The organism is Jiangella muralis, assembly GCF_001270745.1.
GTDB lineage: Bacteria > Actinomycetota > Actinomycetes > Jiangellales > Jiangellaceae > Jiangella > Jiangella muralis.
Genome location: NZ_LFXL01000010.1, coordinates 161,211 through 185,988, shown reverse-complemented (window position 1 = coordinate 185,988; position 24,778 = coordinate 161,211). Strand labels below are relative to the sequence as shown.

Here is a 24,778-nt window from a genome sequence, read left to right as displayed (position 1 = left end):
GATCGATGTGCGCTCGTGCCTGTGCGTTCTCGGCCCTGCTGGGTGTCAGTGGTACGGGCGCTCGTCCCTAGCTCGAGTGGCCCCCGTGTCCTCCTCCATGTCCTGCGTGGTAGCGGTCGATCGCCTCCTGTGCGTGGTCGGGGATGGTGCCGTCCTCGTTGCGGACCAGGAAGACGCCGGACATGCCGCCGTCGGAGTGGAACTGCACGTGGCAGTGGTACATCCACGCGCCGGGGCCGACGCCCTCGCCGGCGATCACCTGGAACCCGAACGAGCTGCCGGGATTGAGGTCCTTGTTGTCGACGGCCGGGGTGGGGTCGTTGGGGCCGTCGAGGTAGCCGGTCCGGTTGTCGGCCCACCGGTGGGCGTGCAGGTGGAAGGTGTGTTCCATGCTTCCGTGGCCGATCGCCAGCCACTCCACGCGCTCGCCCAGAACGGCGTCGAACATCGGCGTCTCGGGCGCCATCTTGTTGTTGATCGTCATGTCGTTGAACACCACGACGAACGTCTTGTCCGGCAGCAGATCGCCCTTGCGGCGGACGATGAGGCCGCCGTACAGGCCCTTCTGCAGGCCCTGGGTGCCGTGGTCGCCGTAGGCGTGGTCGTGGTAGTGCCAGTAGCCGGCGCTGCCCGGCAGCCAGGCCCGTCCGGCCGTCGTCGTGCGCTCGCTGGTGCGCCACACGTACGTGCGGGTCTCACCCGGCAGGTTGTAGGAGGCGTTGAACGCGGAGCCGTCGGAGAAGACGTCGTAGTCGACGCCGTGCGGGTGGATGGACAGCCGCTGGTCGGTCGTGTTGACCAGCGTGATCTCCAGAGTGTCGCCCTCGACGATCTCCAGCAGCGGGCCCGGGATGGTCGCCTCGCCGGGCGCCAGGCCGTAGCCGAACTGGCCGCCGGGCAGTGTCTCGGCGTACATCGTCACGCGATGGGTCGTGCCGGTCGCCCGGGCCGTGCGCAGCCCGGGTGTCGTGGACGAGCCGGGGCTCGCCGGCGCCGCGCTCGTGGTCGCGGCGACTGCGGGGAAGGCCGCACTCGCGACCGCGCCGGCCAGCACCGACCGGCGGGTCAGGTTTCCTAGCCAGCCACGTCGGACGGGGTTGTCAGCCATGGGGTCTCCATTCCGTGAGTCCCGGGGCACCAGCACCGGAGACCGGGGGTGGGGCCGGCATCACCACCGCAGGGCATGGACGACCCCCGACGGTCGCTGATCCGCTCCGACCCGTACATGGCTCCGCACAGTAAAGGGGCTTTTGCATGCACGTCAACGGAAAGTTTCACGTTCGTCGACAAATGCTCCGGCTGGTAACGCTTCGCGCCGACTGCGTTCCAGATCCGATTCGACCGAAAAGGCGCAGGTGTCGCCTGTGTTGGCGTTCGGTGCGGACGGTTTACGCCTGCGCCCGGGTGGGCTGCCGTCCTGGGAACGACTTAGGTCGAGCAACGGAGGACTTTTGCAAGTTACCGTGAGGTAACGCTTGTGTCAGCAACCGCCCGCTCGGTACCGTCCCAGTCGTCAGTGGTGTGGGTCACCGCAGGGCAGGGCCGGAGGCTGTGGCACGACACCGCGGACGAGCGCAACCGGCGGCCCCGCATGGCCGCCGGACGATGACGCTCGTCCGAGGTGAGGTGGTCACATGCGCCGCGAGGGACACCGATTCACGTCTCCCGGCCCTGCTCCGGTCACCCGTCCGCCGCCGGTCCCCGCATCCGGGCCGGGCCGGGCTGGGTCTGGTCGGCTGGGGGTCTGGCGGCCGGTGCTTCGCGGGTGTGACGGCGGGTCCGATGGCGGCATCGTCGCCGGTGGGCGCCCTGATCCGCGCCACCCGCGGATCGCGTCGCCGGCCGTACCGCAGTCGGCCGGCGCTGCGGCGGCGACTCCGTCCGGCGAGCGTCGGCTGCTTCGTCCGGCGAGTCTGTCGGTGCCCGCCCGTAGGGTGGGTCACCCACCCGAACGGGGAGGGTCATCGCCACCTCAGCGAACGCTGGTCATGGCGAGCAGCGCCAGCACCGCCACCACGCCGACGGACAACCGCAGGCTCAGGTTCGGCTGCTCCGGTCCGAGCAGCCAGCGGCGCAGTCGCGCGAGCGAACGCAGTCCGGTGAACGTGGGAGTCACGGCACCCCTCCAGCCCGCGACCGGCCCACTCCGCCGCCACTTGACGGAGCGTCGATGCCGGGCGCACCTCGACCCTGACCGGGATTTCCTATGCGGCGCCGACGCGAATTGCCGGCCACCCAGCGGCCGGCGGTTCTAGCGGCGAGAAAGTGCCGCACGGATCGGGGGCCGTTCACACGAATTGGGGCTGACGACCCCAGGATGACTCACCGCGAAACGGTCGTCAATACCCGCTTTCGCGCCGATGACCAGGCTGGTCACCAGCGCCGCCCGGGCGGGCCGGCGCGGTGGCGCGGCCGGGCCGGGACGCCGCCGGCTGGGCTGGCCCGGCGGCGCCCCGGCTTCCTCGGCGTCGGCCGTCCCGAACTCGGCCCAGCCGCGCGGCCGCGGACGCCGACGGTCACACGTGCTCACCAGCGCACCCGCGCGCCAGTCCGCCGAGATCGCCGACGCCCGGCGCTGGTCCGAGTTGGCCTACCGCGCCGACCGTCGCTCCGACCTCTACGGGTGATGGTTGAGGGATTCGGGTAGCCAGGGCAACCCGAATCCCTCAACCACGACAGGCGGGCCGCAAGGTGGTTGGCGGTTTGGTGGGGCCATAGCGCCACCAAACCGCCCACCATGAGCGCTAGAGGTCCAGCGCCTCACCTTGGTGCCGCTCCCCAGTACACGCCCGGAATCGTCGAAGGCGATGGTGCGGTAGTAGCCGCCACCCACCTCGGCCACGTGGTGCGTGTGCGAGTCATGTACAGCTCGTCGTCGGTGGTGGCGAGGGACAGGATCCCTCCGCTCCGCCCGGCGGCGACACCGCCGAGCACCGTGGTCGCGCCGGTCGACGGATCGATCCGGAACAGCGCGCATCTCGTAGGTGCCGCCGTAGATCGCGCCGTCGGTCCGCAGCGCCCAGCCGGGCGAGCGACCTACCGGCCGGTGCGGCCGTCGATCAGCTCGCGGAGGATGTCGAGGTGGCCGGCATGGCGGCCGGTCTCCTCGATCAGGTGGGTCAGCGCCCACCGCATCGACTGCGCGGGCCGGCGGCCGGAGTGGGCGGGCTGCTCGAGGTCGGTGCAGGCGGCGACGGCGCGGTCGGCGTCGGCGATGGCATCGCGGTAGTCCTGGACGACGCTCGCCACGGTCTCGTCCGGGCCGGCGTGGAAGGTCGCCGGCCAGTCGCGGACGTCGTGTCCGAGCAGGACGAAGCGCTCGACGTGAGCGAGGTGCTTGACCAGCCCGAGCGGGTTGGTCCCCGACGGCACGCCGGGCGTGCGAACGCCAGGCTCGGGCGCGCCGGTCACCTTGGCGACGACGCTCTCGCGCAGGTAGCCGAGGAAGCCGGTGAGGACGTCCTTCTCACTGGCGCCGGTCCGGGGTGGCGGCTGGTCGCGGCGGCGCGTCACCGGCGAGCCACCAGGACGGTGCGGGCGGCGGCCGCGTCCGGCGCCCGGCGTGGCGCCCGTTGTGTGGTCATGCCGCCAGTGTCCGTGGCCCGAGGACCCGGACGCCCGCCGTCGTGCAGATCTGCAACGCCGTCAGGTGTCGTGCAGGTGGATGCGCTCGCCCTGGGTGCCGAAGATCGCGATCACCTCCGCCGGCCCGTCGTCGGCCGGGTTGCCGATCCAGTGCGGCGTCCGGGTGTCGAACTCGGCCGCCTCGCCGGCCCGCAGCAGGTGCTCGTCGCCGCCGAGGACGAGGCGAACGGCGCCGGAGAGTACGTAGAACCACTCGTGGCCGTCGTGCGTGCGCAGCTCCGGGGTCGGTAGCGTCGCCGCCGGCGGATACAGCACCTTGTACGCCTGCACGCCACCGGCCTGCCGGGTGAGCGGCACGAACGTCAGGCCGAACCGGCGCACCGGCCGCAGGTGCACGCGCGGATCGCCGACCCTGGGCGCGTCGACCAGCTCGCCGATCGGCACCCCGTACACCCGCGACAGCGGCAGCAGCTGGCCCAGCGTCGGCTGCACGCGGCCGGTCTCCAGCCGCGACAGCGTGCTCGGCGTGATGCCGGTCCGCCCGGACAACTCGGCCAGCGTCAGCCCGGCCCGGTGCCGCAGCCGGCGCAGCCGCACGCCCACGGCCCGCACCACCGCGTCGTCTTCGTCACCCATACCTGCAAGGTACTCAGGCGAACGACTCCGGGGTCATGCGGACGGCGACGCTGACCCGGTTCCAGGCGTTGATCGTCGTGATCACCATGATCAACTGGGCCAGTTGCGCGTCGTCGTAGTGGGCGCGGGCCTGCTCCCAGACGTCGTCCGGCACGCGCGGCGCGCCCTCGCTGAGCCGCGTCATCGACTCCGCCAGTGCGAGCGCCGCCCGCTCGGCCGCACTGAAGGCCGGGCCCTCGTCCCAGGCGGCAACGGCGTAGACGCGGGCCGGCGACTCGCCGCCCTTGACGGCGTCGTGGCTGTGCGAGTCGACGCAGTAGGCGCAGCCGTTGATCTGGCTGACCCGCAGCTTCACCAGGTCGAGTAGGCCTGCCGGGAGGTCGCCCTGGTGGGCCCGGCTGTCGAGCGCGATCAGTGCATTGTACGCCGCGGGGGCGAGCGCGGCGATGTCCATGCGTGTCATGACGTCACCGTACGGCGCTACATTGGTCTCACCACAGTGACAATCCACGGGTAGATGATTGGTCCAATGGAGTTCCACGTCAGCCTCGACGGCCGCGGCGACCTCGTCGCGCGGATCTACCGGTCCCTGCGCGACGGCGTACGCGACGGGCGGCTGCGTCCCGGCGACAGGCTGCCGCCGTCGCGCGAGCTGGCCCGGACGCTGGACGTGTCGCGCGGCACCGTGGCGACGGCGTACGAGCGGCTGACCGCCGAGGGCTTTCTCGAGGGCCGGGTCGGGGCGGGGACGTTCGTCGCGGCGGGCGCGGCGGGACTGGCAGCCGGGACGGGCGCGGCGGCGCCCTCGGTCCCGCGCGACGAGGGACTGCGGCCGCGGCCGGGCTGGGACGACGCCGCGTGGTCGCCCGGCCCGCGGGCGGCGGCACGGTACGACTTCAGGGTCGGGGTGCCGGACGCCCGGCTGTTCCCGTACGACACCTGGCGCCGGCTGATCGCGGCGCAGTGGCGGCGCGGTCGCGAGCCTGCCGGCTACGCCGACCCGGCCGGCCACCCCGACCTGCGCGCCGCCGTCGCCCGGTACGTCGGCTACGCACGGTCGGTGCTGGCCGGCGCCGACGACGTCGTGGTGACGAGCGGCGCCCAGCAGGCGCTCGATCTCGTCGCCCGGGTGCTGCTCGCGCCGGGTGACGTCGTCGCCGTCGAGGAGCCGGGGTATCCGCCGGCGCGGGAGGCGTTCGCGGCCCACGGCGCGCGGGTCGTCAGCGTGCCGGTCGACGGCGACGGGCTGGTGGTGTCGCGGCTGCCGGCCGAGGCGCGCCTGGTGTACGTGACACCGTCGCACCAGTTCCCGCTCGGCGTCGCGATGTCGCTGCCGCGCCGGCTCGAGCTGCTGGCCTGGGCGGGCGCGCACGACGCGGGCATCGTCGAGGACGACTACGACAGCGAGTACCGGTTCGCCGACCGGCCGCTGGAGCCGCTGCACGGCCTCGACGCCGGCGGGCGGGTCGTCTACGTCGGGACGTTCTCGAAGACGCTGCTGCCCGGGCTCCGGCTCGGATTCGTCGTCGTGCCGCCGGGGCTCGGCCGGGCCGTGCGGACGGCCCGCGGGCTGGCCGACGGTCACGGGCCGGTGGCGACGGAGGCCGCGCTGGCCCGGTTCATGGACGAAGGGCTGCTGGCGCGGCACATCCGGCGGACGGGGAAGGTGTACGGCGAGCGGCGGTCGGCGCTGCTGGCCGGGCTGGACGGTGCGCTGGCGCCGTACCTCGAGCGGGTGCCGTCGGCGGCGGGGCTGCACGTGTGCGCGCTGCTGCGCTCCGGCGACGGTGCGACGGCGGAGGCGGTGGCCGGACGAGCCCGGGCCGGCGGGGTGCTCGTCGAGCCGCTCGGCAGGTATCAGGCGAGGGCCGGCGGGCGCGACGGGCTGGTGCTCGGGTACGGGGCGATCGACGCGGCGGACGTGCCGGCCGGGCTGGATCGGCTCGCGGCGGCGTTCCGGGCGGTCACGCCGGGCTGAACCCGCCGTCCGTCAGCACCGGGACCACGTCGCTGGGTCGCTCGTCCGCAGCGCCGCCGGCGACAGCGACCACGGGTGCCCGGCGCTGGTCGCCCGCCGGTCCACCGCCAGCCGGGCGCCGACGGCGTCCGCGTAGGCCGCCGCCGACTCGTCGCGCCAGGCGTACGGATACACCGTCGTGCCCGCGTCGGCCGCCACCGACACCGCCGTCGTGAACGACAGCACGTCCACGACCACCAGGCAGGCGGCGTGCGGGGCGAACCGCCGCGCGCCGGCCGGGCCCCAGTCGACGCGGACGCCGAAGCCGTCCTGGTCCCAGGCGTTCACCGTCCGATTCTCGCCGACCCTGTCGGTGCCGGGTGGTTGGGTGGGTCCATGGCGGATCTCAAGTCAGAGCTGCACCGCAAACTGCAGCTGGCGCGGGCCGGGCTGCTGTCGAAGCTCGACGGGCTGGGCGAGTACGACCTGCGCCGGCCGCTCACGCCCAGCGGCACCAATCTGCTCGGGCTGGTCAAACACCTGGCGAGCATGGAATACGGCTACCTCGGCACGACCTTCGGACGGCCGCCGCCCGAGACGCTGGCCTGGGAGGAGGACGGCTCGATCTGGGACGGCGCCGATATGTGGGCGACGCCGGATCAGTCCAGCGAGTACCTCGTCGGCCTGTACCGGCGGGCGTGCGCGCACGGCGACGCCACCCTCGCCGAGCTCGACCTCGACGCGCCCGGCCGGGTGCCGCACTGGCCGGACGAGCGCGCCGACACCACGCTCGGCGTGATTCTGATCCGCATGCTCGCCGAGACCGCCCAGCACGCCGGCCACGCCGACATCGTCCGCGAGCTCATCGACGGCGCGGGCGGCCCCGACCACGACGATCTCGGCGACGAGGAGGTCTGGAGCGACTACTTGGCCCGCATCCAGGCGGCCGCCGACGCCTTCGCGCCACGCACGGCGTGAGTGTCCTGGACAGCCGGCTCCGGGAAGATCGGCCAGCCCGAGGAACCAGGGATGGCCCTCGTGGTGTCCGCACGGGCCGCGGGCGGGTGTGAAAGAGTCCCGCGCATCGACCCCGATCGGATGGAGGCGCCCAGTGGCAGGACGACTCGACCAGAAGGTCGTGCTCATCACCGGGACCGGCGGCGCCCAAGGCCGGGCCGCGGCCGAGTTGTTCAGCGCCGAGGGAGCCAAGGTCGTCGGCTGCGACGTGAACGCGGCCGAGAACGAGCGCACGGTCGAACTGGTGACCGCGGCCGGCGGTGAGATGGCCGGCATGGCGCCGGTCGACCTGGGCGACAGTCAGCAGGCCCGCCGCTGGGTGGCCGACGCCGCCAGCGTGCACGGTCGCATCGATGTCGTGTTCAACAATGCCGCCGCGCCCCGGTTCGCGCCGATTGCCGAGCTGACGGACGACGACTGGCACTTCACCATCCGCAACGAGTTGGACCTGATCTTCTACGTGACCCAGGCCGCCTGGCCGCACCTGATCGCCAACGGCGGCGGCGTCATCGTCAACACGGCCTCGGTCCAGGGCCACGTCGGCATCGCGATGAACGGCGGCCTCGCGCACGCGGCCAGCAAGGGCGGCGTCGTCGCCATGACCCGGCAGCTGGCGGCCGAAGGGGCGCCGCACGGCATCCGTGCCAACAGCATCAGCCCCGGCACCGTCGCCTCCCAGGCCACCGCCGCGTTGTTCAGCGATCCCCGGGTTCTCGACGCCGTGCTCGCGCCGCTGCTGGTCAAACGGCTCGGCGACCCCGCTGACGTCGCCGTGCTGGCGCTCTACCTCGCCTCCGACGAGTCCGGCTACGTCACCGGCGCCGACTTCCTCGTCGACGGCGGCCTCACCGCCACCTAGTCTCCTGACTCAGGAGACTAGACGTCGGCACCGATCACGGCCTGTCCCGCCGGGCGTGTGCGCACGGCGACCACACCGTCGAGGAACTCGAGCTCCGGACGCAGGCTCAGTGCAGCACGCGATAGGTCAGGTGCGTCACCCCGGTCGCCGCCCGCGACGCCACCTGCTCCAGCCGCAGCGACGGGACGCCGTCGAACAGGCGTGTGCCGGCGCCGAGTGTCATCGGCACGACGTGCAGCCGGAGCTCGTCGATCAGCCCGGCGGTGAGGTACTGGTTGATCGTGGCCGCGCCGCCGATGATCGACACGTCGCCGTCGCCGGCCGCGTTGCGAGCCTGCTTCAGCGCCGGCTCGATGCCGTCGGTGACGAACTGGTAGGTGCTGCCGCCTTCCATCGGCTGCGGGTCGCGCGGGTGGTGGGTGAGCACGAAGACCGGGGCGTGGAACGGCGGGTTGTCGCCCCACCAGCCATTCCACTCGCGGTCCCAGTCGCCGCGCACGGGACCGAACATGTCGTGGCCCATGATGAACGCTTGGGCGGCGTTGATCCGGTCGATCTCGGCTCGGCTCTGCTCGGGGTCGTCGAACATCCAGGCGTGCAGCTTGCTGCCCCAGCCGTCGCCGCCGTCGGCGCCGAACGGGCGCTCCTCGGTCTGGCCCGGCCCGGCCGAGTAGCCGTCGGCGGAGATCGAGAGGTCGCAGGTCACCCGACCACTAACGGTTGTCACGTGGTCTCCTCCTCGCACCGGCGTCACTGTGTCTGCCGGTCTACTGTTTCGGTGGAGGATAATAGTGTCCTGCGGATACTGTTGCCGCAAGACGCAATCGGCCCGAGTTCAGGTCATCGCGCACGGCGCCGGCACCGATCACGTACCTGGTCACAGCGTCGGCGTACGCGGCTCGCCGTACGGAGTACGCGGATCGACGTAGTGGCGATCGGTCCGCTGGACGGACGCGCCGCCGGCTCCGCCGACGAAGACTGACCGCCATGTCGATACGAGCCCTCGTCCGAGCCCTGACCGCCGTCGCCGTCAGCACCACCGTCCTCGCCGCCGCTGCCACCGCCGCCGCCACCCCCACGGATCCCGCCGCCGAGCGGCCGGATCCGGGCGTCGTCCGGGTCGACTCCGGCTGGCTGCGCGGCACGGTCGCCGACGAACACGTGACCTACGCCGCCATCCCGTACGCGGCGCCGCCGGTGGGGGAGCGGCGGTGGCGGCCACCGGCCGGGGTGCGGCCGTGGCGTGGGGTCAGGGACGCGACGACGCCGAGCCCGTTCTGTCCGCAGGGCGGCATGCAGGGCGTCGTCGGGCAGGAGGACTGCCTGTACCTCGACGTCACCGTGCCGGCGCGGGCCGGGCGCGGCGACCGGCTGCCGGTGCTCGTCTGGCTGCACGGCGGCGGCTTCACCAGCGGCGGCGCCCGCGAGTACGACGGCGCCCGGCTGGCGACCGCCGGCGACGTCGTCGTCGTGAGCGTGAACTACCGGATCGGCGCGCTCGGCTTCCTGTCCGCGCCGGCACTGGACGAGACGGGCGGCAACTACGGGCTGATGGACCAGGCGGCGGCGCTGCAGTGGGTCCGTCGCAACGCGGCCCGGTTCGGCGGCGACCCGGGCAACGTCACGCTGGCCGGCCAGTCCGCGGGCGCCCGCTCGGTGTGCGCCCAGCTCGCCTCGCCAGACGCGCGCGGCCTGTTCGACCGGGCGATCGTGCAGAGCGGCGCCTGCGACAACCCCGTGCCCGACCTCGCCGCGGCGCAGGCGTTCGGCGAGCGGGCGACGGCCGATCTCGGTTGTGCCGGGGCCGCCGACACGGCAGGCTGCCTGCGCGACGTCGCGCCGGAGCAGCTGGTCCGCGTCCTGGCGCGGGTCGGCACCGGGCCGACGGCGCGCGTCGCGGACCGCCCGTGGAACCCCGTCACCGGAACGCCGTCGCTGCCGCGTCAGCCTGGGGACGCCCTGCGGGACGGTTCGGCGGCGCGGGTGCCGCTGCTGACCGGCGCCACACGGGACGAGATGCGCGCCTTCGTCGTCGGCGAGACGGTGACGGCGGACGACTACCGAACGCTGCTCACCGGCGCGTTCGGAGACGACGCCGGGACCGTGCTGGCCGAGTACCCAACGGGCGACGACCCGGCGGTGGCGCTGGCGACCGTGGTCACCGACTGGGGCGGTAGCATCGGCGCCTGCCCGGTGCTGCGCACGGCCGAGGCCGCCGCCGTCCACCAGCCGGTCTACGCCTACGGTTTCGCCGAGGACAGCGGCGAGGTCGTGGACGGCTTCCCGATGGGCTCGTTCCACGGGCTGGAGCTGTCGTACCTGTGGGACCTGGACATGGCGTGGGACCCGTACCCGCCGCTCGACGCGGACCAGCAGCGGCTGTCCGCGACGATGATCGGCTACTGGACGGCGTTCGCCCGCACCGGCGACCCGAACGGTCCCGGCCGGCCGCACTGGCCCGAGTTCGGCGCGACCGGCACCGTCCTCGGCCTGTCCTCCGCCGGGGTCGCGCCGACGCCGTTCGCGGCCGCCCACCGCTGTGACCTCTGGTCGTCACTGCCGCGATGAGTTCTCCGGCCGGACGCGGTCGGTACAGACTGGAGCCAAGGAGGTCCGCGATGAGCAAGGTCCTGAGCCACATGACGATGTCCCTCGACGGCTACATCGCCGAGCCCGACGGCAGCATCGGCGAGCTGTTCGAGTGGTACGCGGCCGGCGACGTCGCCGTCGACAACCCCAACGAGACCGTCCGCTTCGCCGTCGACGAGGCGAGCGCGGCGGTGCTGCGCGACCTGACCGAGAACGTCGGCGCGCTGATCGCCGGCCGGCGGCTGTTCGACATCGCCGACGGCTGGGGCGACAAGCACCCGGCCGGCTCACCGGTCGTCGTGGTGACGCACCACCCGCCCGAGGACGCCGCCGAGCGCTGGCCCACCACCACCTTCGTCGACGGCGTCGCGGCGGCGGTCGAGCGGGCGAAGGCGATCGCCGGCGACAAGGACGTCACGATCGCCAGCGCGAACGTCACGCAGCAGGCGCTCGCCCTCGGCCTGCTCGACGAGGTGTGCGTGAGCCTGGTGCCGGTGCTGTTCGGGGAGGGGATCTCGTACTTCTCCACCATCGGCGGCGGACACCAGCTGCTCGAGGATCCGGAGGTCGTGCAGGGCCGACGGGCCCTGCACCTGCGCTACCCGGTGCGACACTAGAGGGAGATGCCGCCCGGCGCTTCCCGTCCATCGTCCAGACAAGAGCCCCCACGCCGTGGCGTGGGGGCTCTTCGGACCCGGCCCGGCTCGAACGGGCTGCCACCCTCTCCGACTGCGGGCGCGCCCTTACCGGGTAGATGCGCCTTGGGCGAGTTCAACAGCCACGGTAGAGCGGACGTTCGGGCCAACGCCAGTCGAATTCGTCGGCGACTGCGTGCTGGTGATCTGGTGTTGCTAAGCCTCGGTGAGGGGTGGACGCTCCCACGCTGGGTGCCGTCAGAGGTGCGTCGATGGGCCGCTGCGGGCGCCCGCGGACGGCTGGACGTAGACGAGGCTGGTCGACCGGTGCAATCCGTCACTTAGGTGCGGTCGCCATATCTGGGGACGTTGTCCACAAGCATCCAGGCGTTGACGTTCCCAGGGTTGTGGCCGACCAAGAGTCCGCAAGGCATAACGATGTGGCTCTCGCCGAACCCGACATTAGCGCCGTTGATCTTGGCTTCCTTCTTGCTGAGCAGTATTTCAACTCCATTGCACAACAGTCGACCGCGAGCTATATGCACCACGTTCGGCTGTGAGAAGTCGATATCCAGAAAGATCTTCCTGAGTTCGCACCTGATAATGAACGCCATCCCCTCTGACGCAATATCCCATCCCTCGGTGGACAGGATGATTTCGTTCTGGAGGATAAGTAGTGCAGGCTGGTTCATCTCATCAAGGAACTGGGCGGAAAGGCTCGGGCGGCCGTCTTGTTCTCCGACGACGATGATCGGCACCCCGTCCACGATGAGCGGGAAGAACGGTTCCCCGGGCCATGAGAAGACAGTCGTACCCAGCACGACTTGAGTTTCCGCGACAGGGCCGCGCAGGCCGGTACCCCAGGGAGTTGTGTGCCCTTGCTTCTGGTTAAACGGCTCATCGTTACTCCCGCGGATTTCGTCTTCCCCCAACCAGCCCCGCGTTGTAGCGTCGTGGTGCGTGCCGCACAGAAGCGTGAGGTTGGATTCACTATTGTCCTGCGACACGGCGTAGTTCGTCATATGGTGATAGTGATAAACTGGGATTCCACAAATTACACAACCAAAAGCGCACCGCTGTCGGACCTGCCGCTTCGTTTCTGCTGGTATCTCAATTCTCCGCTCGGCAACCATCGTCGACCCCCCCCATTGGAACCTCTACCTTGGCACCCTAGATCGCGGGCGAAACAACAGTCTCGCGAGAGTACTCGGTGGGTCGGACTCATGACCCTGACAAGAGCTCGGCCGCACAGCTCAACGCGACAGCTCGACGCGCCGCGTTCGACGGGGTCACACCGCACGCCGCGCCACCGGAACTGCGGGCGCTCGCTGATGGCCGCGTCGACATCCTTACCCGAGCGGCCGGACACATGGCTGGCCTGCGCTCGGTGAAGGCTCGCTATGACGGCGGGGGTCGCACTGGTCGCTGCGGGCTTCCTGGTCCGCGCCATTGGCACCGAAGGACGGAATATCTGAACCTGGCTCATTGGGTCGACGAAGGCCGGTTTGCGGCCTACCTGACGGAGCGCGACGCCGCCCGCGTTGGCCTCTTTTCACCGCGAGCAACGGCGGAAGGCTGGGCGCCAACTGCCTTCTGACGCGCGAGGAAAGGATGTCATCCCTCTCGCCTCCCGGAGCACCGTCGCCAAAGTTGTCATGGAGTCGATCACAACATCGGCTCCAGCCGCAGCGAGCCATTCGGCCTTGCCTGGCTTTGTCGGCGTACCCGACCGCGAGATCGCCAGCACGCTCCGCTGCCACGGCGTCAGCATCGGAGTCGCAGACAAAGGTGCAGGCATGAGCGGGCGCCCCGGGCCGACACTGCCTCGATCAGGTAGTGAGGGTTCGGCTTCATCAGGGTCGGCTCCGAGGTTCGCCGCGCAGCGATGTAGTCGACCCACTGGCCAGGGCCTCATCCGGAAGTGGATCAAGAGCCGCTTCGATCGGGCGCTGCCGCTTCCGCTCGTAGCCGTCGCGATGCTCAGGCGTCGGTTCGTGCCGGGCACACAGCTCGACCGCCCGGTGTTCGCGAACAGCCGAGGCGGGTTCCGTGACCCGTCGAACACGAGCCGGGACATCCGTGTGGCCAGGGGACCGGCCGCGATGGAGTGGCTGACCTCGCACAACTACCGCAAGACGACCGCGACCGTCATGGATGGTGCCGGGTTCTCCGCTCGGCAGGTGGCCGACCAGCTCGGGCATGCCCGCGTGTCGATGACCCAGGACAACTACATGGGCCGGCGAGTCGCCAACCCGGCCGCCACTGCGCTCGATGCGGCGTTCCGCGATGCGGCGGAAGGCGAAAACCATGGGTAAACCATGGGTCGCTATGTGGAGCCGAACAGCCCTCTGGCCTGTGACCTTGGTGTTTGGCTCCCGCACCTGGACTCGAACCAGGAACCCTCTGATTCTTCTCCGGGCGCTGATCGCCCTTCTCGTTGACTCGCGGATCCTGGCTCTGACCAGCGTGTTCGGGCGGTTGGTCCGTCGTCGTCCTCTCCTCGGTTCTTGCCGTCCGGAGAGCATTCCTGTGGGTCAAGGTGTGGCTTCCGTCGCCGTCGCCACTCTGCGCCTTCCCCCTCATAACTGCCGCCCCAAGGCCGGAGTGGAGCGTGTCAAGGGTCGTAGATCGCGAAGCGACACGGAGCGTAGCGGAGTGCCCTTGACTCGCGGAGTGGAGGCCGGACAATCACGGCATGAGGGGGACGGCCAGACCCTCTCAGCTCTCGTCGGTGAAACTGGCCCCCTTCCCCTCGGTGATCATGTGCGTAGCGTCGAGGTGGGCCCTCACGGAGAGGTGGCCGGCTGCTTAGGGGGACTTGGGAGCGGACGCCGGGGCTTGCGGCTCGTGCAGCTCCCGAGCCGGCGGCGGCCTGGCATGGCGTCTGCCGCGTGCCGTTCTCCGTGAGGGCGAGGGCGCGTGGCATCGGGTGGCCAGGTCCTGGGGTTGCGGATCACCAGGCCGGTGACAGGTGAGACACGTTCTCATCCGTCACCGGCCTGGTCGCGTTCGTGCCGCCCGTACGGTGCGCCCGGAACGGCCGAAGGCCGCACGCCCGGCGCAGCCGGGAGGGCGGCGCGGCGAGCGCAGCGAGCCGCTTTAACGGAGTAAAGAAAGTTCTCACCGTGGCCACCATCGCCGTCACCGGGCCGAGGAGGAGTGAGGTGATGGGGCCTGCCGCCGAAGGGTAGCCGGAAGTAGGACGTACCTGCGGTGCGCCGAGGGGGCGTTGACGGCTCGTGCTGCTGGCCGTGGGTCGCTGGGCTGACCAGCGTCCTGCTGGAGCCATGGGGGCGGCTGCTGACCGCGCTCATACCGGTGGATTGCCCGGTCCTCGCCCGCGCCGTGGGAACAGAGACGACGTATCTTGATCTCGCTCATTGGGCTGAGGAAGGCTGGTTCGCGGCCTGCCGGACGGAGCGAGATGCAGGTCGCACTGGCGGCGTTTCACCGCGAGCGCCGACGGAACGTCGGGAAGTAGACTCGAAGTCCGTCAACTGCCGTTCGGATCATTGGATCGCAGCTCTGGGGCCAACGGGTCGAGGACGGCCAGTTCTTGAAGTAGCGCTCGGCGTCGCATGCGTAGGGCGGTGACCTGCTGGGGCGTGACCTCCGCGGCGGGATTCTGGATCTGGGCCTGTAGCTCTTGCATCTCATGCCGAAGCTGTCTGATGCGGCTGAGCTGCCAGTTGCTCAGGTGGGCGCGGCGCCTGCTCTGCCAATACTCAATTTGCGGAGCGTCATCGATCCAGCCGATTACTGGCTCTACCTCACCTTGGAACATCCGGACTTCACCAGTCTCGTAGCCTGCCTCCGCCGCGATCTTTACGAACTCTTCAACTTGCGCACGTGTGAACTGAGGCGCATCGCGAGCATCTGGCCTCCGCTGCATAGAGCGGTGCGCCACGGATTCGGCCGCAGTAAGCAACTGCCGGTTGCGGTCTGCGTTGATCTGCTTTACCTCGGGAAGCTTCTCCATCTCCAGTGCGAGCGGTCCAGCCGACGCCTTTCGAAGTCGCTTGAGCAAGTCAGCGATCTCATGTCGAAATAGAGCCAGGAAGGTAAGAACCAAGACGAGGACAACCATTGGCCACGAAGCAGCGAGTGTCTCGTTGATCAACGCCCAGATCTCCACGCGCAGTGATCATCCTCGCGTCGCATCGGTTCGGCAAGTCACCCTGGACGTCGCAGCGGCAGGTAGCCGTCCGCTCGCCCAAGGGGCTCAGCTCACATGGCATTCCGCTGGCGGACGAGCACGGCGACTCTTGCTGCTGCGTCCGAGGGGTTCTCGTGCTCCCATACGACGATCACCTCCCAGCCGGCGGCACGCAACGCGCTCTCGGTCTCCGCGTCTCGCGCGACGTTCCGAGCTAGCTTCTGGCGCCACCAGTCGGCGTTGTGCCTGGCCGTCGTGCCGTGTTCGGGGCACGCATGCCACCAACATCCTCGTACGTCAACGACAACCTTCGCAGGGCCGAAGACGATGTCGGCCGTTCGTCGCACACCGGGGAGGAGCCGTCGCTGGACGCGGTACCTAAGCCCGCGTCGATGCAGCTCGCGCCGCAGCGCCATCTCGGGCGACGTGTCGCGCCTCGCCTGTGCACGGAAGCGACCTTGAACATGCTCAGACGTCGGCATGGGTGCTCGGTTCGGCGTGACAGGTGAAGATGCGTGGACCACGTAGTGCAGGCTATCGCCGATGCCTCCAGGGGCGAGGTGCGCGACCGCGAGACGGCCCATCGGGTCACGCTCGGGGGCCTCGGAAGGTCGGATCGGTCGGGCGATGACATGCATGGCGTTCGACGAGTCCGTGAACTGCGAGGGCGGCAGTCGCAGCCGCTCACTGCTCCCAGGTGTAACAACTTCCGCCTCAACGTGCCAAGGCCGTCGACGAGTGTCCCACCCCCAAGCTAGGCTCCGACCATGCGTCGTGTGCCACCTAAAGTCAGTGCGATTGACCTGTTCTGCGGCGCCGGCGGGCTGTCGTTGGGCTTGAAGCAGGCCGGCGTCGAGGTAGCTGCCGGCATCGATCTTGATCCCGCCTGCGCATACCCCTACGAAGCCAACCTCAGGGCAAAGTTCTTACTGAAGGACGTGGCAGAAGTAACGGGTCGGGATCTAACCGACTTGTGGCACGCTGAAGCAAAATACCGCCTGCTTGCCGGATGTGCGCCGTGTCAGCCGTTTTCAAGTCATCGGCGAGGAAAGGACACGAGCAGCGAGGAGAATTGGGACCTGCTCGCGCATTTCGGTCGGTTGGTCGAGGAGGCTATGCCTCATTTTGTAACAATGGAGAATGTCACCCGTCTCGGTCGCATGACAGTGTTCCACGAGTTCGTCGCAAAGCTGCGGGAGCTCGGATATGCAGTTGACTACGGAACGCTCTACGGTCCCGAGTTCGGGCTTCCACAGGAACGCCGACGCCTCGTGCTGATTGCTTCTCGAATAGGCGTCGTTCGTTTGCCCAAAGGTAGCCTGGAGCGATCCGAGTTTAGAACCGTAAAGGATGTAATCGCTACACTTCCGGCACTGCGTCATGGTGAAACAGATCCGAGCGACCCTCTTCACATGGCTCGGAGCTTGACGCCATTAAATCTCGCTCGAATGCAAGCATCCAAGCCAGGCGGAACTTGGCGCGATTGGCCAGAGAAGCTGCTAGCCGAGTGCCACAAGAAGAAGACGGGTGCCAGCTTCCAGGCATTCTATGGGCGCATGAAATGGGACGAACCGTCGCCGACGATAACCACGCAAGCGTATAGCTTTGGAACAGGCCGTTTCGGTCATCCTGAACAGGACCGGAGCCTGTCCTTGCGGGAAGCCGCCATGCTGCAGGGCTTTCCGCGTGAGTATCAGTTTGTGAGTGCCGACGAACGGCCAAAACTCCTCACGGTTGGCCGACTAATCGGCAATGCCGTCCCGCCGCCCTTCGGCTGTGCCGTAGGCGAGGCGTTCATTTCGAAAATCGAGTCGATTGCAGGGGGCAAAGATGGCTGATTCGGCGGCGCCGTACACATTTAGCGTTGATCTAGCCGTGGTCGAGTCGCTCGGGATGAATCTGTACAGCAACGCCGCGGCAGTGCTATCCGAACTTGTGGCGAACGCATGGGATGCGGACGCCAATAAGGTGGCAATTCGATGGAACGCCGCAGGCGATGAAATCACCATCGAAGATGACGGTGCCGGTATGACCCGCGAGGAGCTAAACAGACGGTACCTCACTGTTGCGTACAAGAAGCGCGATGAAGAAGGTGACAGGTCGCCGAAGTTCGAGCGCCCATTTATGGGCCGGAAGGGGATAGGTAAGCTGTCGGTATTCTCGCTCGCCGGAGAGGTGTCGCTCTATTCAGTAAAGGACGGCGAAGCCAACGCGTTCCGCGTTCGGGTCTCAGAGCTTCGTGAGCACATTGCGAAGAAGAAGACCTATCACCCTGTGGTTATCCCTGTGCCGGACAGCTTGCCGCCCACGGGGACTCGAATCGTCCTCAGGGATCTGAATCGCAAGCGAACAGGAGTCTCCGTCACCGCATTACGGCGGCGGCTAGCGAGACGCTTCGATACCCTCGGTTTCGAGGATACGGATCCTGACCGTTTCATAATCGAGATCGACGGTGTTCCTGTGACGTACGAGGACCGCGAAGATCTCAAAAGGCTTGAATATGTCTGGTATCTCGGCATGCCGGATCTCAAGGATTTCCCCAAGCCGAATGTCAAGCGGGTCTGGTTGATTAAGGACAATGTTGTCGACGCCGCTCGGGGTTGGAAGCTTGAAGGTTGGTTCGGTACGGTCAGAACCCCGGATGAACTTAATGATCCTGAGGACACGCAAGAGTCCCTGCGAAATATTATCATTATCGCTCGAAAGCGCCCCATTCAAGAAGGGATTCTCGACCAACTCGACTTCAATAAGCTGTTCGGGAGTTATGTAACCGGCCAAATCCGAGCTGAGTTTCTTGATATCGATGGCGCCGACGACATCGCTACGAGCGATCGTCAGAGATTGATCGAAGACGATGAGCGGGTCAATCTCTTGATCAGTAAGCTTCGCGACGCCTTCAACACTGCCGCAGAGGACTGGTCGGCTGAACGGCCAAAGCAGCGGTTCAAAGATCTTACCGTCAAGTATCCGATCGTAGGTGATTGGGTCGAGAACAGGCCCGAGAGCCAACGTGACGCTGCGCGCAAGGTGATTGGGACCGTCGCAGCGCTGCGGCTCGATAACGAGGCGCACAGGCCAGCACTTTACAAGGCGAGCATTCTTGCCTTTGAGCGCATCGCTATTGAGTCCACAACCAAGGAGCTTCAAAAGTTCGCCGACGGACTCTTTGCGACAGATGTGCTGCCGTTGCTGGCGAACGCGAGGTCCTACGAGGATGCGCTCTATGTCCAGATCTTGCGGTCACGGTTGGAGGCGATCGAACGCCTTGAGAATATGATCAACCGCGATGAACTGGAAAAGGTGTTGCAGAAACACCTCTTCGAGAACATGTGGTTGCTCGATCCCTCCTGGGAGGGGGCCACCGGCGATGCGGACATGGAGATCAGTTTGACGCGTGTCCGTAGGGGGACCTTATTCAACAAGAGCGAGGCGGAGAATCAGAAGCAGGGTCGCATCGATATTCAGTACCGAACGGCTGCTGGCGTTCACATGATCGTGGAACTCAAGAAGTACGGTCGGGTAACTACGATTGACGAGCTACGTAAGCAAGGCGAGAAGTACCATGAGGCGCTCTCGGAAGTGCTGCGCAAGCGGAACGAACGCGTGCAGGACATTTCGGTTGTGTACGTGCTTGGTCAGGATCCCAAGGTCGAATATCTGGGCGAAGCCGACCTTGAGGATCTTGTAAGGCGGCAGCTTTCACACATTGACGGTCGCATCCTTTACTATGACAAGCTGCTGGATACGGCGCAGAAACGATACAAGGATTATCGTGACCGGAAGATCGACGTGACTGCGCTGGATAAGGTCCTAGCGGCGCTGGACGGTGAGGGTTGAGGAGCGAACCTCAGTCACAGGAGGTCGGAACCGTCGTGCTCACGTACAAACGGACCGTGCGAGCGCATGGCGTCGGCGACGCGTATGAACCGTGCCTCAGGCATTCTCTCCCGAGCGGCGTCGACACTTAGCCACTCGACGCGGCGTGCCTCGGGAGTCGTGTGCTCGTGGCCGGCGATCACGTGGCACCGGAAAGCTAGCGAGACCACCCCGAGCCGCATGTTCTTGTAGACACCAACCAGAACCTCGGGCTTGACGAGCATTCCCGTCTCTTCAAGCACCTCGCGTATCACGCCTTGTTCTGGGGTCTCGTCCAGCTCCAGTACGCCGCCGGGTGGGACCCATCGGTCGTCGTCGCGGCGCTGGATGGCGAGGACCCGGTCGTTGTCGTCGAAGACGACTCCGGTGACGCTGACGGAGTGGCGGGGGAGCTTGGTCATGCCTGCTCGTCTCCCGGCGCGGGCCACTCATATGCGAGGCGCCATTGCTGGCTGGGGAAGACATTGATGACTGTCTCCACGGCGCGATCTCCCGCATAGGCCACTCGCGCAACTTCCAAGACCTGTTGCGCTTCGGTGAGGTTCAGGAACGCAGCTTCGTCGTCGTCGGGTCGACGTGCTTCGATCTCTTCCAGGAACCGGGTGACCTTGAAGCCGCGCGCCGCGAGCCGCTTGTAGAGGCCGGTTGGGCCGACGTCAGGGTGGGCGATGTCTTCGCCGCCGGCGACGGCGATGGGGATGTAGGACGTGGCGAGTTGGACCGGTCGCTCGGAGGCGAACATGTGTCGAGTCCTCGTGACAACCGGGTCGTCTTCCCCGATGCTGAGTCGTTCCGCTACGGCCGGGGGAGCGGGCCGCGTGTCAACAGACACAAGCTGTGTGCGGGGGGTGAGTCCGGCATTGCGCATCTCCTCGGCGAAGCTGCTCCCGCCACCGCCGGGCCGAGGCACGCGACGAGTGCGCTTGACGGTTGGCACGACCTGGACGAACGCGCCGACGCCGTGTTCTACGCGCACGAGGCCTTCCGCGCGGAGAAGTGCGATCGACCGGTTGATCGACGTCTGGTTGAGGCCGTAGCGGCGCGCGAGGTCAGGCTGGCTCGGCAGCATGTCGCCCGGCCGGTACTCACCTCGTCTGATCGCCTCTCGTAGCTCATCGGCGACCTGGCGGTACCGTGCGCGTGGGGCATCGACCACGGTCATCACGGCTTTCACCTCGGCTTATGACGTCACCTAGGACGTTACCCCATACGCCATGGTTGACAATCATCCGACAGGCGGAGCCTGCCTATTGCAGGTTATGACATATGTGTTAACCTCTGATCATGAGCCCGCACCAGCCTGGGCGGGCGACGAGCACAGGAGGTGCAGTGATGGCACTGCAGGGACGTATCCCGGTCACCCACGAAATGGTGTTCCCGCACGGCGCGATGGTCCGTGGTGAGGCCACCCAGGTCGACAACTTCGACCAGTCGACCAAGGACAACCGGGTTCAGGAGATCGACAAGGTCACCGGCCTGCGGGTGTGGCAGGTCCGGGTGGAGGACATGGATCCGGAGGTGCGGAAGGGTCAGGAGACGATCACGGTCAAAATCCTGGCCGATGTGTGCCCGACGCTGCCGGACACCATCCACGGTCTGCCGTTCCGGCCGGTCGAGTTCACCGGCATGACGGTGACCCCGTACGTGGAGGAGGGTCGCGGTCGGCCCCGGATGGCCTACAGCTACCGCGCCACCGGCGTCCAGGCCCCGACCAAGGCCCGCCGTCAGTCCGGTGAGCAGCAGGACAAGGCCGCGTGATGGCCGGGTCGCTCGCTCCGTCCGGCGGCGTGCTGTACGTCGATGAGTCGGTGACGGTCGACCCGCTGGACTGTGGCGTGTTCCTCGACGGCCTGAACACCGGCCCGGTTCAGCTCGTCACGCTCGATCCGGGCGTGCTGTACCGGCTGGCCGCGTGCGCGATGGTCGCAGCCGACGCGCTGACGACGAAGCTCGCCACTCAGGCGGGCACCCCGGGGGCTGCTGCCCCTCGATGAGCACCGCCGGGGACCGGACTGGCTCCTACACCTTCGGTCCCCGGCGGCTTCCATCTCCAACCCCCTGATGAGGAGGGGAGAGGCATGTTCAACCGTACCGCCCGCGCTACGTCGTGGGCGCTCCCGCTCGTGGTCCTGGCGCTGCTGTTCCTGAGCGGTGTCGTCGGCACGACCGCTACTGCTCTTGGGCTGTGGTCCCGGTGAACGGCGACCCGGTCCTGTTCGCCGCTCAGCAGGTCGCTGCTGGCCCGGTCTACGGGTTCGCCTGCACCGACTGTGGCCGGCACCAGGCCGACCAACCGGACATCGCGTGCGCTTCGTGTGCGAAGGCCGGCAAGCCCGCGAAGTCGCCTCGCCGGCGGGCCGTCAAGGGTGGTGGTCGTCGGTGAAGCGCTGTGCGCTCTGGAACGAGTGCGGTGCCGCCGCGTTCGTGGTGATCGCCGATGCCTCCGGTGACGAGTTGGAGGTCTGCCGCGATCACTGGCAAGAAGCGCTGCGGCGCTCCGGCGGCCTGATCCGCGCGACCCGGTTCGCCAGGTGACCCGCCATGTACCGGATCTTGTGCTGCGACTCCTGCCGCGCGACCACGCTCGACTCCGGCGAGTCCGGCGGCTGGTTCGTCTTCAACGACGCCGGGTCCGTGGCGGGTAACGCCCGCTGCCCGGAGTGTCTGCCCGACCCCGACGCCGAGTGGCGTCTGCCCGACCCGTCCCGGCTCTGACCCCGGAGGCACCTGATGCCGACTCCCAACGCTCGCCGTGACGGTGGCTGCTCGTTCTGCCGCCAGGTCACGGACCCGATGTGGATCTCCAAGGTCACGGCGTTCCTGTACTGCGACACCTGCCGCCGCATGATCCCGCGCCAGACCATCGACCGGGTGGTGTGACCCATGCCCACCCTGCTTCGCAGGACGCGCCGCCCGCGTCTGCACACCCGGCACTGCAACCGCTGCGGTACCCGCCTCAACGGCGCGGGGATGCCGCTGTACCGGGCCGGGACGCTCTGCCCGGACTGCTGGTGCACCACCCGCGTGGAGCGCTTCGAGGCCAACATGCGCGCCGCTGTGGCCGCCCAGCTCGACGACGAAGGACTGCCCCGATGAACCCCAACACCGCTCTCACCCTCGCCAAGACGATCCCGCTCGCCTGGATCGGCCGCCGCGTCCGTGGTGCCTGGCACCGTGGCTGGGCCACTTTCCGGTGGCCGTTCCGGCACCTGATCCTGACCCTCACCGTGGTCCTGGTCGCCGTCCTCGTGACGGTCGCTGACGGGCCGCTCCTGCTCGCCGCCGCCGTCGCTCCGGTCGCCCTCGGTGTCGTGTGGCACCACGTGCACCCGCGCTCGTTCGCGCCGATCCGGTCCCGGCTGCTCGGCTCGATCCGTGGGCCGCTGCTCTACCGGTGGCGCTGGCGGCGGCTCTGCCAGGCGTGCGGGCTGACCAAGAAACCCAACCCGAAGGGCGACGACGAGGCACCGATCCTGGTCCGGGTGCGTGCCGTCCCGGCCGGTGACCAACTCCACGTCCGGCTGCGGGCCGGGCAGATCCCCGACGACTTCACCCGCCGCGCCGAAGACCTCGCCCACGCCCTGTCCGCCCGGGAAGTCCGCGTCACCTCCCCGAAACCGGGGTGGGTGCGGCTGCTCGTCTCCCGCCGCGACGTGCTCGCAGACGGCCTCACCCTGACGAACGTTGCGCCGTCGCTGGACCTCGCGCGTGTGCCGTTCGCGGTCGGGGAGGACGGCATGTGGCGGCACCGCTCGTATGCCAACGTGTCCGGCGAGGTCGGCGGGGGACTTCCCGGTTCCGGCAAGACGGCCGGCGAAACCTCGCTCGTGGCGGGGCTGATGCAGAACCCCGCCGTGCAGTTCGTCGTCATCGACGGCAAGGGCGGTCAGGACTGGGCCTGGATCGAACCCCGCGCCTCGATCTACATCGCCGATGACGAGGACTTCACCGTCGTCCGTGACGCCCTCGCCACCGTGGTGCGGGTCGCTCAACACCGGGTCAGGACGCAGCGCGAACGGCGGGGGAACTCCAACTACTGGAACCTGCCCATCGTGCCCGAACACCCGTGGCTGGTCGTCATCGTCGATGAGGTCCAGACCTGGACCGAGGCCCGCGCCATCACCGACAAGGCACAACGCGAGCTGGCCAACGAGATCACCGCACTCATGGGCCGCCTGGTCAAGAAGTACCGATCCGCCGGGGTCGTGACCCGGCTGCTCACGCAGAAGCCGACCGGCGACACCCTCCCGACCCACATCCGCGACAACACCTCGATCCGTACCGCGTGGCGGGTCAAATCCCGCGCCGCCGCCGTCTCCATCCTCGGAGACGACGCCCTCGACGGCACCACCATCACCCCCACCGGCATCAGCGAACTCACACCCGGCGTGGCCGTGGTCGCCGACGACAAAGGCAACCTCGAACGCGTCCGCTTCCCCTACGTCCCCGAAGACCTCGCCGAACGCATCGCCACCGACACCGCCCACCACCGCCGCGACCTCCGGACCCTGCTGCCGCTCGTCACACCCGGCCTCACCCCGGCCGACAGCGACCACCAGGAAGACCGGGACGAGGACGGGGAGGCGGCGGCATGAGTGCCCTGACCGTGCTGTCGCTGTTCTCCGGGATCGGCGGCATCGACCTCGGCCTCCAACGCGCCGGCATGCGCATCGTGGGTCAGGTCGAGATCGACACCTACTGCCGGCGCGTGCTGGCCCGACACTGGCCGGAGGTACCCCGCCATGACGACGTCCGCACCGCCGCGAACTGGTGGCACTCGGTCCCGGACAGGCCGCGGGTCGATGTCGTCGCCGGCGGATTCCCCTGCCAACCGTCCTCGAACGCCGGACGACGCCTCGGACCGAAAGACGAACGCTGGTTGTGGCCCGCGATGGCCGACGTCATCGCCGCCGTCCGACCTACCTGGGTGCTGTGGGAGAACGTGCCCGGTCTGCGCACCCGAGGACTGGACCTCGTCCACGCCGACCTTGTTCGACTTGGATACCGCCACCGCGTGGGGTGGGCCTCCGCTTGTGCAGTGGGTGCCCCACACGCACGCCGCCGGCTGCTCGGTCTGGCCCACACCGATGGCCTCCGACGGAGCTCGCGGCTGCATCAGCCCCGCCACCCTGGTGAAGAGGGCCGGCAAACACGGCGGACCCCGGCTGGTCGACGTCCTGCGTGGCCCGCTGAACCCGACCTGGATCGAGTGGCTTATGGGGTTCCCCGCGGGATGGACCGACGCACCGCCCTCGGCAACGCCGTCGTCCCCGCCGTCATCGAACACCTCGGCCACCTGATCACCGCTACCGCGTTCCCGAGGACCACCGTCACGGACGTGAGGGCCGCCGCATGACCACCGTCTACCGCTGCAATGTCTGTGCCGACAGGCGATGTGAGGAGTGCCCGAACCCGCACGGCACTCGCCTGAGCGCTGATGACCGCCGTCTGCCGACCTGCTGCTGCGG

29 protein-coding genes are annotated in these 24,778 nt (G+C 68.4%); 17 read left to right on the top strand and 12 right to left on the bottom strand.

The features are described 5' to 3' along the window. Positions 1-67: 67 nt before the first annotated feature. Positions 68-1,108: a multicopper oxidase domain-containing protein gene (locus ACW62_RS18985; protein ID WP_053205678.1), complete on the bottom strand. Its 1,041-nt coding sequence runs from the start codon at positions 1,106-1,108 to the stop codon at positions 68-70. A gap of 864 nt (positions 1,109-1,972) precedes the next feature. Next, positions 1,973-2,116, bottom strand: a complete 144-nt coding sequence (locus ACW62_RS34155; protein ID WP_157574846.1) for a hypothetical protein — start codon at positions 2,114-2,116, stop codon at positions 1,973-1,975. Positions 2,117-2,360: 244 nt separating this feature from the next. Between ACW62_RS34155 and ACW62_RS18980 the strand changes: the two genes are divergently transcribed. Next, positions 2,361-2,627, top strand: a complete 267-nt coding sequence (locus tag ACW62_RS18980; RefSeq protein ID WP_053205677.1) for a hypothetical protein — start codon at positions 2,361-2,363, stop codon at positions 2,625-2,627. A 409-nt stretch (positions 2,628-3,036) separates the two neighbouring features. Here the strand turns inward: ACW62_RS18980 and ACW62_RS18975 are convergent, their stop codons facing one another. From ACW62_RS18975 to ACW62_RS18965, 3 genes are all read right to left on the bottom strand, one after another. Further along, positions 3,037-3,513 (bottom strand): DinB family protein, encoded by a 477-nt coding sequence (locus ACW62_RS18975; protein WP_053205676.1) that lies wholly within the window; start codon positions 3,511-3,513, stop codon positions 3,037-3,039. A gap of 132 nt (positions 3,514-3,645) precedes the next feature. Further along, on the bottom strand, positions 3,646-4,221 hold the full coding sequence (locus tag ACW62_RS18970) for a helix-turn-helix domain-containing protein (protein ID WP_053205675.1): 576 nt from the start codon (positions 4,219-4,221) through the stop codon (positions 3,646-3,648). Between the two features lie 13 nt (positions 4,222-4,234). Further along, positions 4,235-4,684 carry a carboxymuconolactone decarboxylase family protein gene (locus tag ACW62_RS18965; protein ID WP_053205674.1) on the bottom strand — a complete coding sequence of 150 codons (450 nt, stop codon included), beginning with the start codon at positions 4,682-4,684 and terminating at the stop codon, positions 4,235-4,237. Between the two features lie 66 nt (positions 4,685-4,750). Between ACW62_RS18965 and pdxR the strand changes: the two genes are divergently transcribed. Continuing rightward, the gene (pdxR, locus tag ACW62_RS18960) at positions 4,751-6,199 is read left to right on the top strand and encodes a MocR-like pyridoxine biosynthesis transcription factor PdxR (protein WP_053205673.1); all 1,449 of its coding nucleotides are present in this window, start codon (positions 4,751-4,753) and stop codon (positions 6,197-6,199) included. Positions 6,200-6,211: 12 nt separating this feature from the next. Here pdxR and ACW62_RS18955 read toward each other — a convergent pair whose 3' ends face one another. Beyond that, positions 6,212-6,526 carry a hypothetical protein gene (locus tag ACW62_RS18955; RefSeq protein ID WP_053205672.1) on the bottom strand — a complete coding sequence of 105 codons (315 nt, stop codon included), beginning with the start codon at positions 6,524-6,526 and terminating at the stop codon, positions 6,212-6,214. A 48-nt stretch (positions 6,527-6,574) separates the two neighbouring features. On the opposite strand from ACW62_RS18955, the gene ACW62_RS18950 reads away from it, so the two are divergent. Both ACW62_RS18950 and ACW62_RS18945 read left to right on the top strand, forming a co-directional pair. Next, a complete protein-coding gene (locus ACW62_RS18950; RefSeq protein WP_053205671.1) occupies positions 6,575-7,156 on the top strand; it encodes a DinB family protein in 582 nt (193 codons plus the stop codon). Positions 7,157-7,289: 133 nt separating this feature from the next. Continuing rightward, the gene (locus tag ACW62_RS18945; RefSeq protein WP_053205670.1) at positions 7,290-8,054 is read left to right on the top strand and encodes an SDR family NAD(P)-dependent oxidoreductase; all 765 of its coding nucleotides are present in this window, start codon (positions 7,290-7,292) and stop codon (positions 8,052-8,054) included. A gap of 106 nt (positions 8,055-8,160) precedes the next feature. Here the strand turns inward: ACW62_RS18945 and ACW62_RS18940 are convergent, their stop codons facing one another. Further along, positions 8,161-8,781 carry a dihydrofolate reductase family protein gene (locus ACW62_RS18940; RefSeq protein ID WP_053205669.1) on the bottom strand — a complete coding sequence of 207 codons (621 nt, stop codon included), beginning with the start codon at positions 8,779-8,781 and terminating at the stop codon, positions 8,161-8,163. Positions 8,782-9,041: 260 nt separating this feature from the next. On the opposite strand from ACW62_RS18940, the gene ACW62_RS18935 reads away from it, so the two are divergent. Both ACW62_RS18935 and ACW62_RS18930 read left to right on the top strand, forming a co-directional pair. Then, a complete protein-coding gene (locus ACW62_RS18935; RefSeq protein ID WP_053205668.1) occupies positions 9,042-10,622 on the top strand; it encodes a carboxylesterase/lipase family protein in 1,581 nt (526 codons plus the stop codon). Positions 10,623-10,672: 50 nt separating this feature from the next. Continuing rightward, positions 10,673-11,260 (top strand): dihydrofolate reductase family protein, encoded by a 588-nt coding sequence (locus tag ACW62_RS18930; RefSeq protein ID WP_053205667.1) that lies wholly within the window; start codon positions 10,673-10,675, stop codon positions 11,258-11,260. A 359-nt stretch (positions 11,261-11,619) separates the two neighbouring features. On the opposite strand, the gene ACW62_RS18925 is transcribed toward ACW62_RS18930, so the two are convergent. Then, complete coding sequence (locus ACW62_RS18925) at positions 11,620-12,300, bottom strand: hypothetical protein (RefSeq protein ID WP_053205666.1); 681 nt, start codon at positions 12,298-12,300, stop codon at positions 11,620-11,622. Positions 12,301-12,933: 633 nt separating this feature from the next. Here ACW62_RS18925 and ACW62_RS33305 point away from each other — a divergent pair. Further along, positions 12,934-13,593 carry a tyrosine-type recombinase/integrase gene (locus tag ACW62_RS33305; protein ID WP_083459927.1) on the top strand — a complete coding sequence of 220 codons (660 nt, stop codon included), beginning with the start codon at positions 12,934-12,936 and terminating at the stop codon, positions 13,591-13,593. Between the two features lie 1,178 nt (positions 13,594-14,771). On the opposite strand, the gene ACW62_RS18915 is transcribed toward ACW62_RS33305, so the two are convergent. Together ACW62_RS18915 and ACW62_RS36580 are read right to left on the bottom strand one after the other, a co-directional pair. Next, positions 14,772-15,413 (bottom strand): hypothetical protein, encoded by a 642-nt coding sequence (locus ACW62_RS18915; RefSeq protein ID WP_053205664.1) that lies wholly within the window; start codon positions 15,411-15,413, stop codon positions 14,772-14,774. 92 nt (positions 15,414-15,505) lie between these two features. Further along, complete coding sequence (locus tag ACW62_RS36580; protein ID WP_083459926.1) at positions 15,506-15,916, bottom strand: very short patch repair endonuclease; 411 nt, start codon at positions 15,914-15,916, stop codon at positions 15,506-15,508. Positions 15,917-16,201: 285 nt separating this feature from the next. On the opposite strand from ACW62_RS36580, the gene ACW62_RS33295 reads away from it, so the two are divergent. Further along, the gene (locus ACW62_RS33295; protein ID WP_083459925.1) at positions 16,202-17,272 is read left to right on the top strand and encodes a DNA cytosine methyltransferase; all 1,071 of its coding nucleotides are present in this window, start codon (positions 16,202-16,204) and stop codon (positions 17,270-17,272) included. Then, on the top strand, positions 17,265-19,271 hold the full coding sequence (locus ACW62_RS18910) for a BbrUII/HgiDII family restriction enzyme (RefSeq protein ID WP_083459924.1): 2,007 nt from the start codon (positions 17,265-17,267) through the stop codon (positions 19,269-19,271). Before ACW62_RS33295 ends, ACW62_RS18910 begins: the two co-directional genes overlap by 8 nt. Positions 19,272-19,285: 14 nt before the next feature. Here ACW62_RS18910 and ACW62_RS18905 read toward each other — a convergent pair whose 3' ends face one another. Together ACW62_RS18905 and ACW62_RS18900 are read right to left on the bottom strand one after the other, a co-directional pair. Further along, complete coding sequence (locus tag ACW62_RS18905; protein ID WP_053205662.1) at positions 19,286-19,711, bottom strand: NUDIX hydrolase; 426 nt, start codon at positions 19,709-19,711, stop codon at positions 19,286-19,288. Next, the gene (locus ACW62_RS18900) at positions 19,708-20,472 is read right to left on the bottom strand and encodes a GntR family transcriptional regulator (RefSeq protein ID WP_053205905.1); all 765 of its coding nucleotides are present in this window, start codon (positions 20,470-20,472) and stop codon (positions 19,708-19,710) included. Before ACW62_RS18900 ends, ACW62_RS18905 begins: the two co-directional genes overlap by 4 nt. 170 nt (positions 20,473-20,642) lie before the next feature. Here ACW62_RS18900 and ACW62_RS18895 point away from each other — a divergent pair, with 170 nt between their 5' ends. From ACW62_RS18895 to ACW62_RS33290, 8 genes are all read left to right on the top strand, one after another. Continuing rightward, entirely contained in the window at positions 20,643-21,068 is a 426-nt protein-coding gene (locus ACW62_RS18895; RefSeq protein ID WP_053205661.1) for a hypothetical protein, read from the top strand. After that, entirely contained in the window at positions 21,068-21,304 is a 237-nt protein-coding gene (locus ACW62_RS18890; protein WP_053205660.1) for a hypothetical protein, read from the top strand. The genes ACW62_RS18895 and ACW62_RS18890 overlap by 1 nt, the downstream gene beginning before the upstream one ends. Before the next feature lie 310 nt (positions 21,305-21,614). Continuing rightward, positions 21,615-21,845, top strand: coding sequence for a hypothetical protein (locus ACW62_RS34150; protein WP_157574845.1), 231 nt, complete (start codon positions 21,615-21,617; stop codon positions 21,843-21,845). A 6-nt stretch (positions 21,846-21,851) separates the two neighbouring features. Continuing rightward, complete coding sequence (locus ACW62_RS34145) at positions 21,852-22,025, top strand: hypothetical protein (protein ID WP_157574844.1); 174 nt, start codon at positions 21,852-21,854, stop codon at positions 22,023-22,025. A 15-nt stretch (positions 22,026-22,040) separates the two neighbouring features. Next, complete coding sequence (locus ACW62_RS34140; RefSeq protein ID WP_157574843.1) at positions 22,041-22,190, top strand: hypothetical protein; 150 nt, start codon at positions 22,041-22,043, stop codon at positions 22,188-22,190. A 3-nt stretch (positions 22,191-22,193) separates the two neighbouring features. Next, positions 22,194-22,406 carry a hypothetical protein gene (locus tag ACW62_RS18880; RefSeq protein ID WP_053205658.1) on the top strand — a complete coding sequence of 71 codons (213 nt, stop codon included), beginning with the start codon at positions 22,194-22,196 and terminating at the stop codon, positions 22,404-22,406. Further along, positions 22,403-23,905: a hypothetical protein gene (locus ACW62_RS18875; protein WP_053205657.1), complete on the top strand. Its 1,503-nt coding sequence runs from the start codon at positions 22,403-22,405 to the stop codon at positions 23,903-23,905. The genes ACW62_RS18880 and ACW62_RS18875 overlap by 4 nt, the downstream gene beginning before the upstream one ends. Further along, on the top strand, positions 23,902-24,666 hold the full coding sequence (locus ACW62_RS33290; RefSeq protein ID WP_083459923.1) for a DNA cytosine methyltransferase: 765 nt from the start codon (positions 23,902-23,904) through the stop codon (positions 24,664-24,666). The genes ACW62_RS18875 and ACW62_RS33290 overlap by 4 nt, the downstream gene beginning before the upstream one ends. Positions 24,667-24,778 lie beyond the last annotated feature (112 nt).

What these genes read in the sequence shown, in the direction of transcription:
- ACW62_RS33305 (WP_083459927.1), top strand. Translation starts at nt 12,934, where the DNA reads ATGGAGTCGATCACAACATCGGCTCCAGCCGCAGCGAGCCATTCGGCC.
- ACW62_RS18970 (WP_053205675.1), bottom strand. Translation starts at nt 4,221, where the DNA reads ATGGGTGACGAAGACGACGCGGTGGTGCGGGCCGTGGGCGTGCGGCTG.
- ACW62_RS18900 (WP_053205905.1), bottom strand. Translation starts at nt 20,472, where the DNA reads ATGACCGTGGTCGATGCCCCACGCGCACGGTACCGCCAGGTCGCCGAT.
- ACW62_RS33290 (WP_083459923.1), top strand. Translation starts at nt 23,902, where the DNA reads ATGAGTGCCCTGACCGTGCTGTCGCTGTTCTCCGGGATCGGCGGCATC.
- ACW62_RS34145 (WP_157574844.1), top strand. Translation starts at nt 21,852, where the DNA reads ATGTACCGGATCTTGTGCTGCGACTCCTGCCGCGCGACCACGCTCGAC.
- ACW62_RS18895 (WP_053205661.1), top strand. Translation starts at nt 20,643, where the DNA reads ATGGCACTGCAGGGACGTATCCCGGTCACCCACGAAATGGTGTTCCCG.
- ACW62_RS18985 (WP_053205678.1), bottom strand. Translation starts at nt 1,108, where the DNA reads ATGGCTGACAACCCCGTCCGACGTGGCTGGCTAGGAAACCTGACCCGC.
- ACW62_RS33295 (WP_083459925.1), top strand. Translation starts at nt 16,202, where the DNA reads ATGCGTCGTGTGCCACCTAAAGTCAGTGCGATTGACCTGTTCTGCGGC.
- ACW62_RS18935 (WP_053205668.1), top strand. Translation starts at nt 9,042, where the DNA reads ATGTCGATACGAGCCCTCGTCCGAGCCCTGACCGCCGTCGCCGTCAGC.
- ACW62_RS18880 (WP_053205658.1), top strand. Translation starts at nt 22,194, where the DNA reads ATGCCCACCCTGCTTCGCAGGACGCGCCGCCCGCGTCTGCACACCCGG.
- ACW62_RS18910 (WP_083459924.1), top strand. Translation starts at nt 17,265, where the DNA reads ATGGCTGATTCGGCGGCGCCGTACACATTTAGCGTTGATCTAGCCGTG.
- ACW62_RS18890 (WP_053205660.1), top strand. Translation starts at nt 21,068, where the DNA reads ATGGCCGGGTCGCTCGCTCCGTCCGGCGGCGTGCTGTACGTCGATGAG.
- ACW62_RS34140 (WP_157574843.1), top strand. Translation starts at nt 22,041, where the DNA reads ATGCCGACTCCCAACGCTCGCCGTGACGGTGGCTGCTCGTTCTGCCGC.
- pdxR (WP_053205673.1), top strand. Translation starts at nt 4,751, where the DNA reads ATGGAGTTCCACGTCAGCCTCGACGGCCGCGGCGACCTCGTCGCGCGG.
- ACW62_RS18950 (WP_053205671.1), top strand. Translation starts at nt 6,575, where the DNA reads ATGGCGGATCTCAAGTCAGAGCTGCACCGCAAACTGCAGCTGGCGCGG.
- ACW62_RS18875 (WP_053205657.1), top strand. Translation starts at nt 22,403, where the DNA reads ATGAACCCCAACACCGCTCTCACCCTCGCCAAGACGATCCCGCTCGCC.
- ACW62_RS18925 (WP_053205666.1), bottom strand. Translation starts at nt 12,300, where the DNA reads ATGACGAACTACGCCGTGTCGCAGGACAATAGTGAATCCAACCTCACG.
- ACW62_RS18965 (WP_053205674.1), bottom strand. Translation starts at nt 4,684, where the DNA reads ATGACACGCATGGACATCGCCGCGCTCGCCCCCGCGGCGTACAATGCA.
- ACW62_RS18905 (WP_053205662.1), bottom strand. Translation starts at nt 19,711, where the DNA reads ATGACCAAGCTCCCCCGCCACTCCGTCAGCGTCACCGGAGTCGTCTTC.
- ACW62_RS18930 (WP_053205667.1), top strand. Translation starts at nt 10,673, where the DNA reads ATGAGCAAGGTCCTGAGCCACATGACGATGTCCCTCGACGGCTACATC.
- ACW62_RS18980 (WP_053205677.1), top strand. Translation starts at nt 2,361, where the DNA reads ATGACCAGGCTGGTCACCAGCGCCGCCCGGGCGGGCCGGCGCGGTGGC.
- ACW62_RS36580 (WP_083459926.1), bottom strand. Translation starts at nt 15,916, where the DNA reads ATGCCGACGTCTGAGCATGTTCAAGGTCGCTTCCGTGCACAGGCGAGG.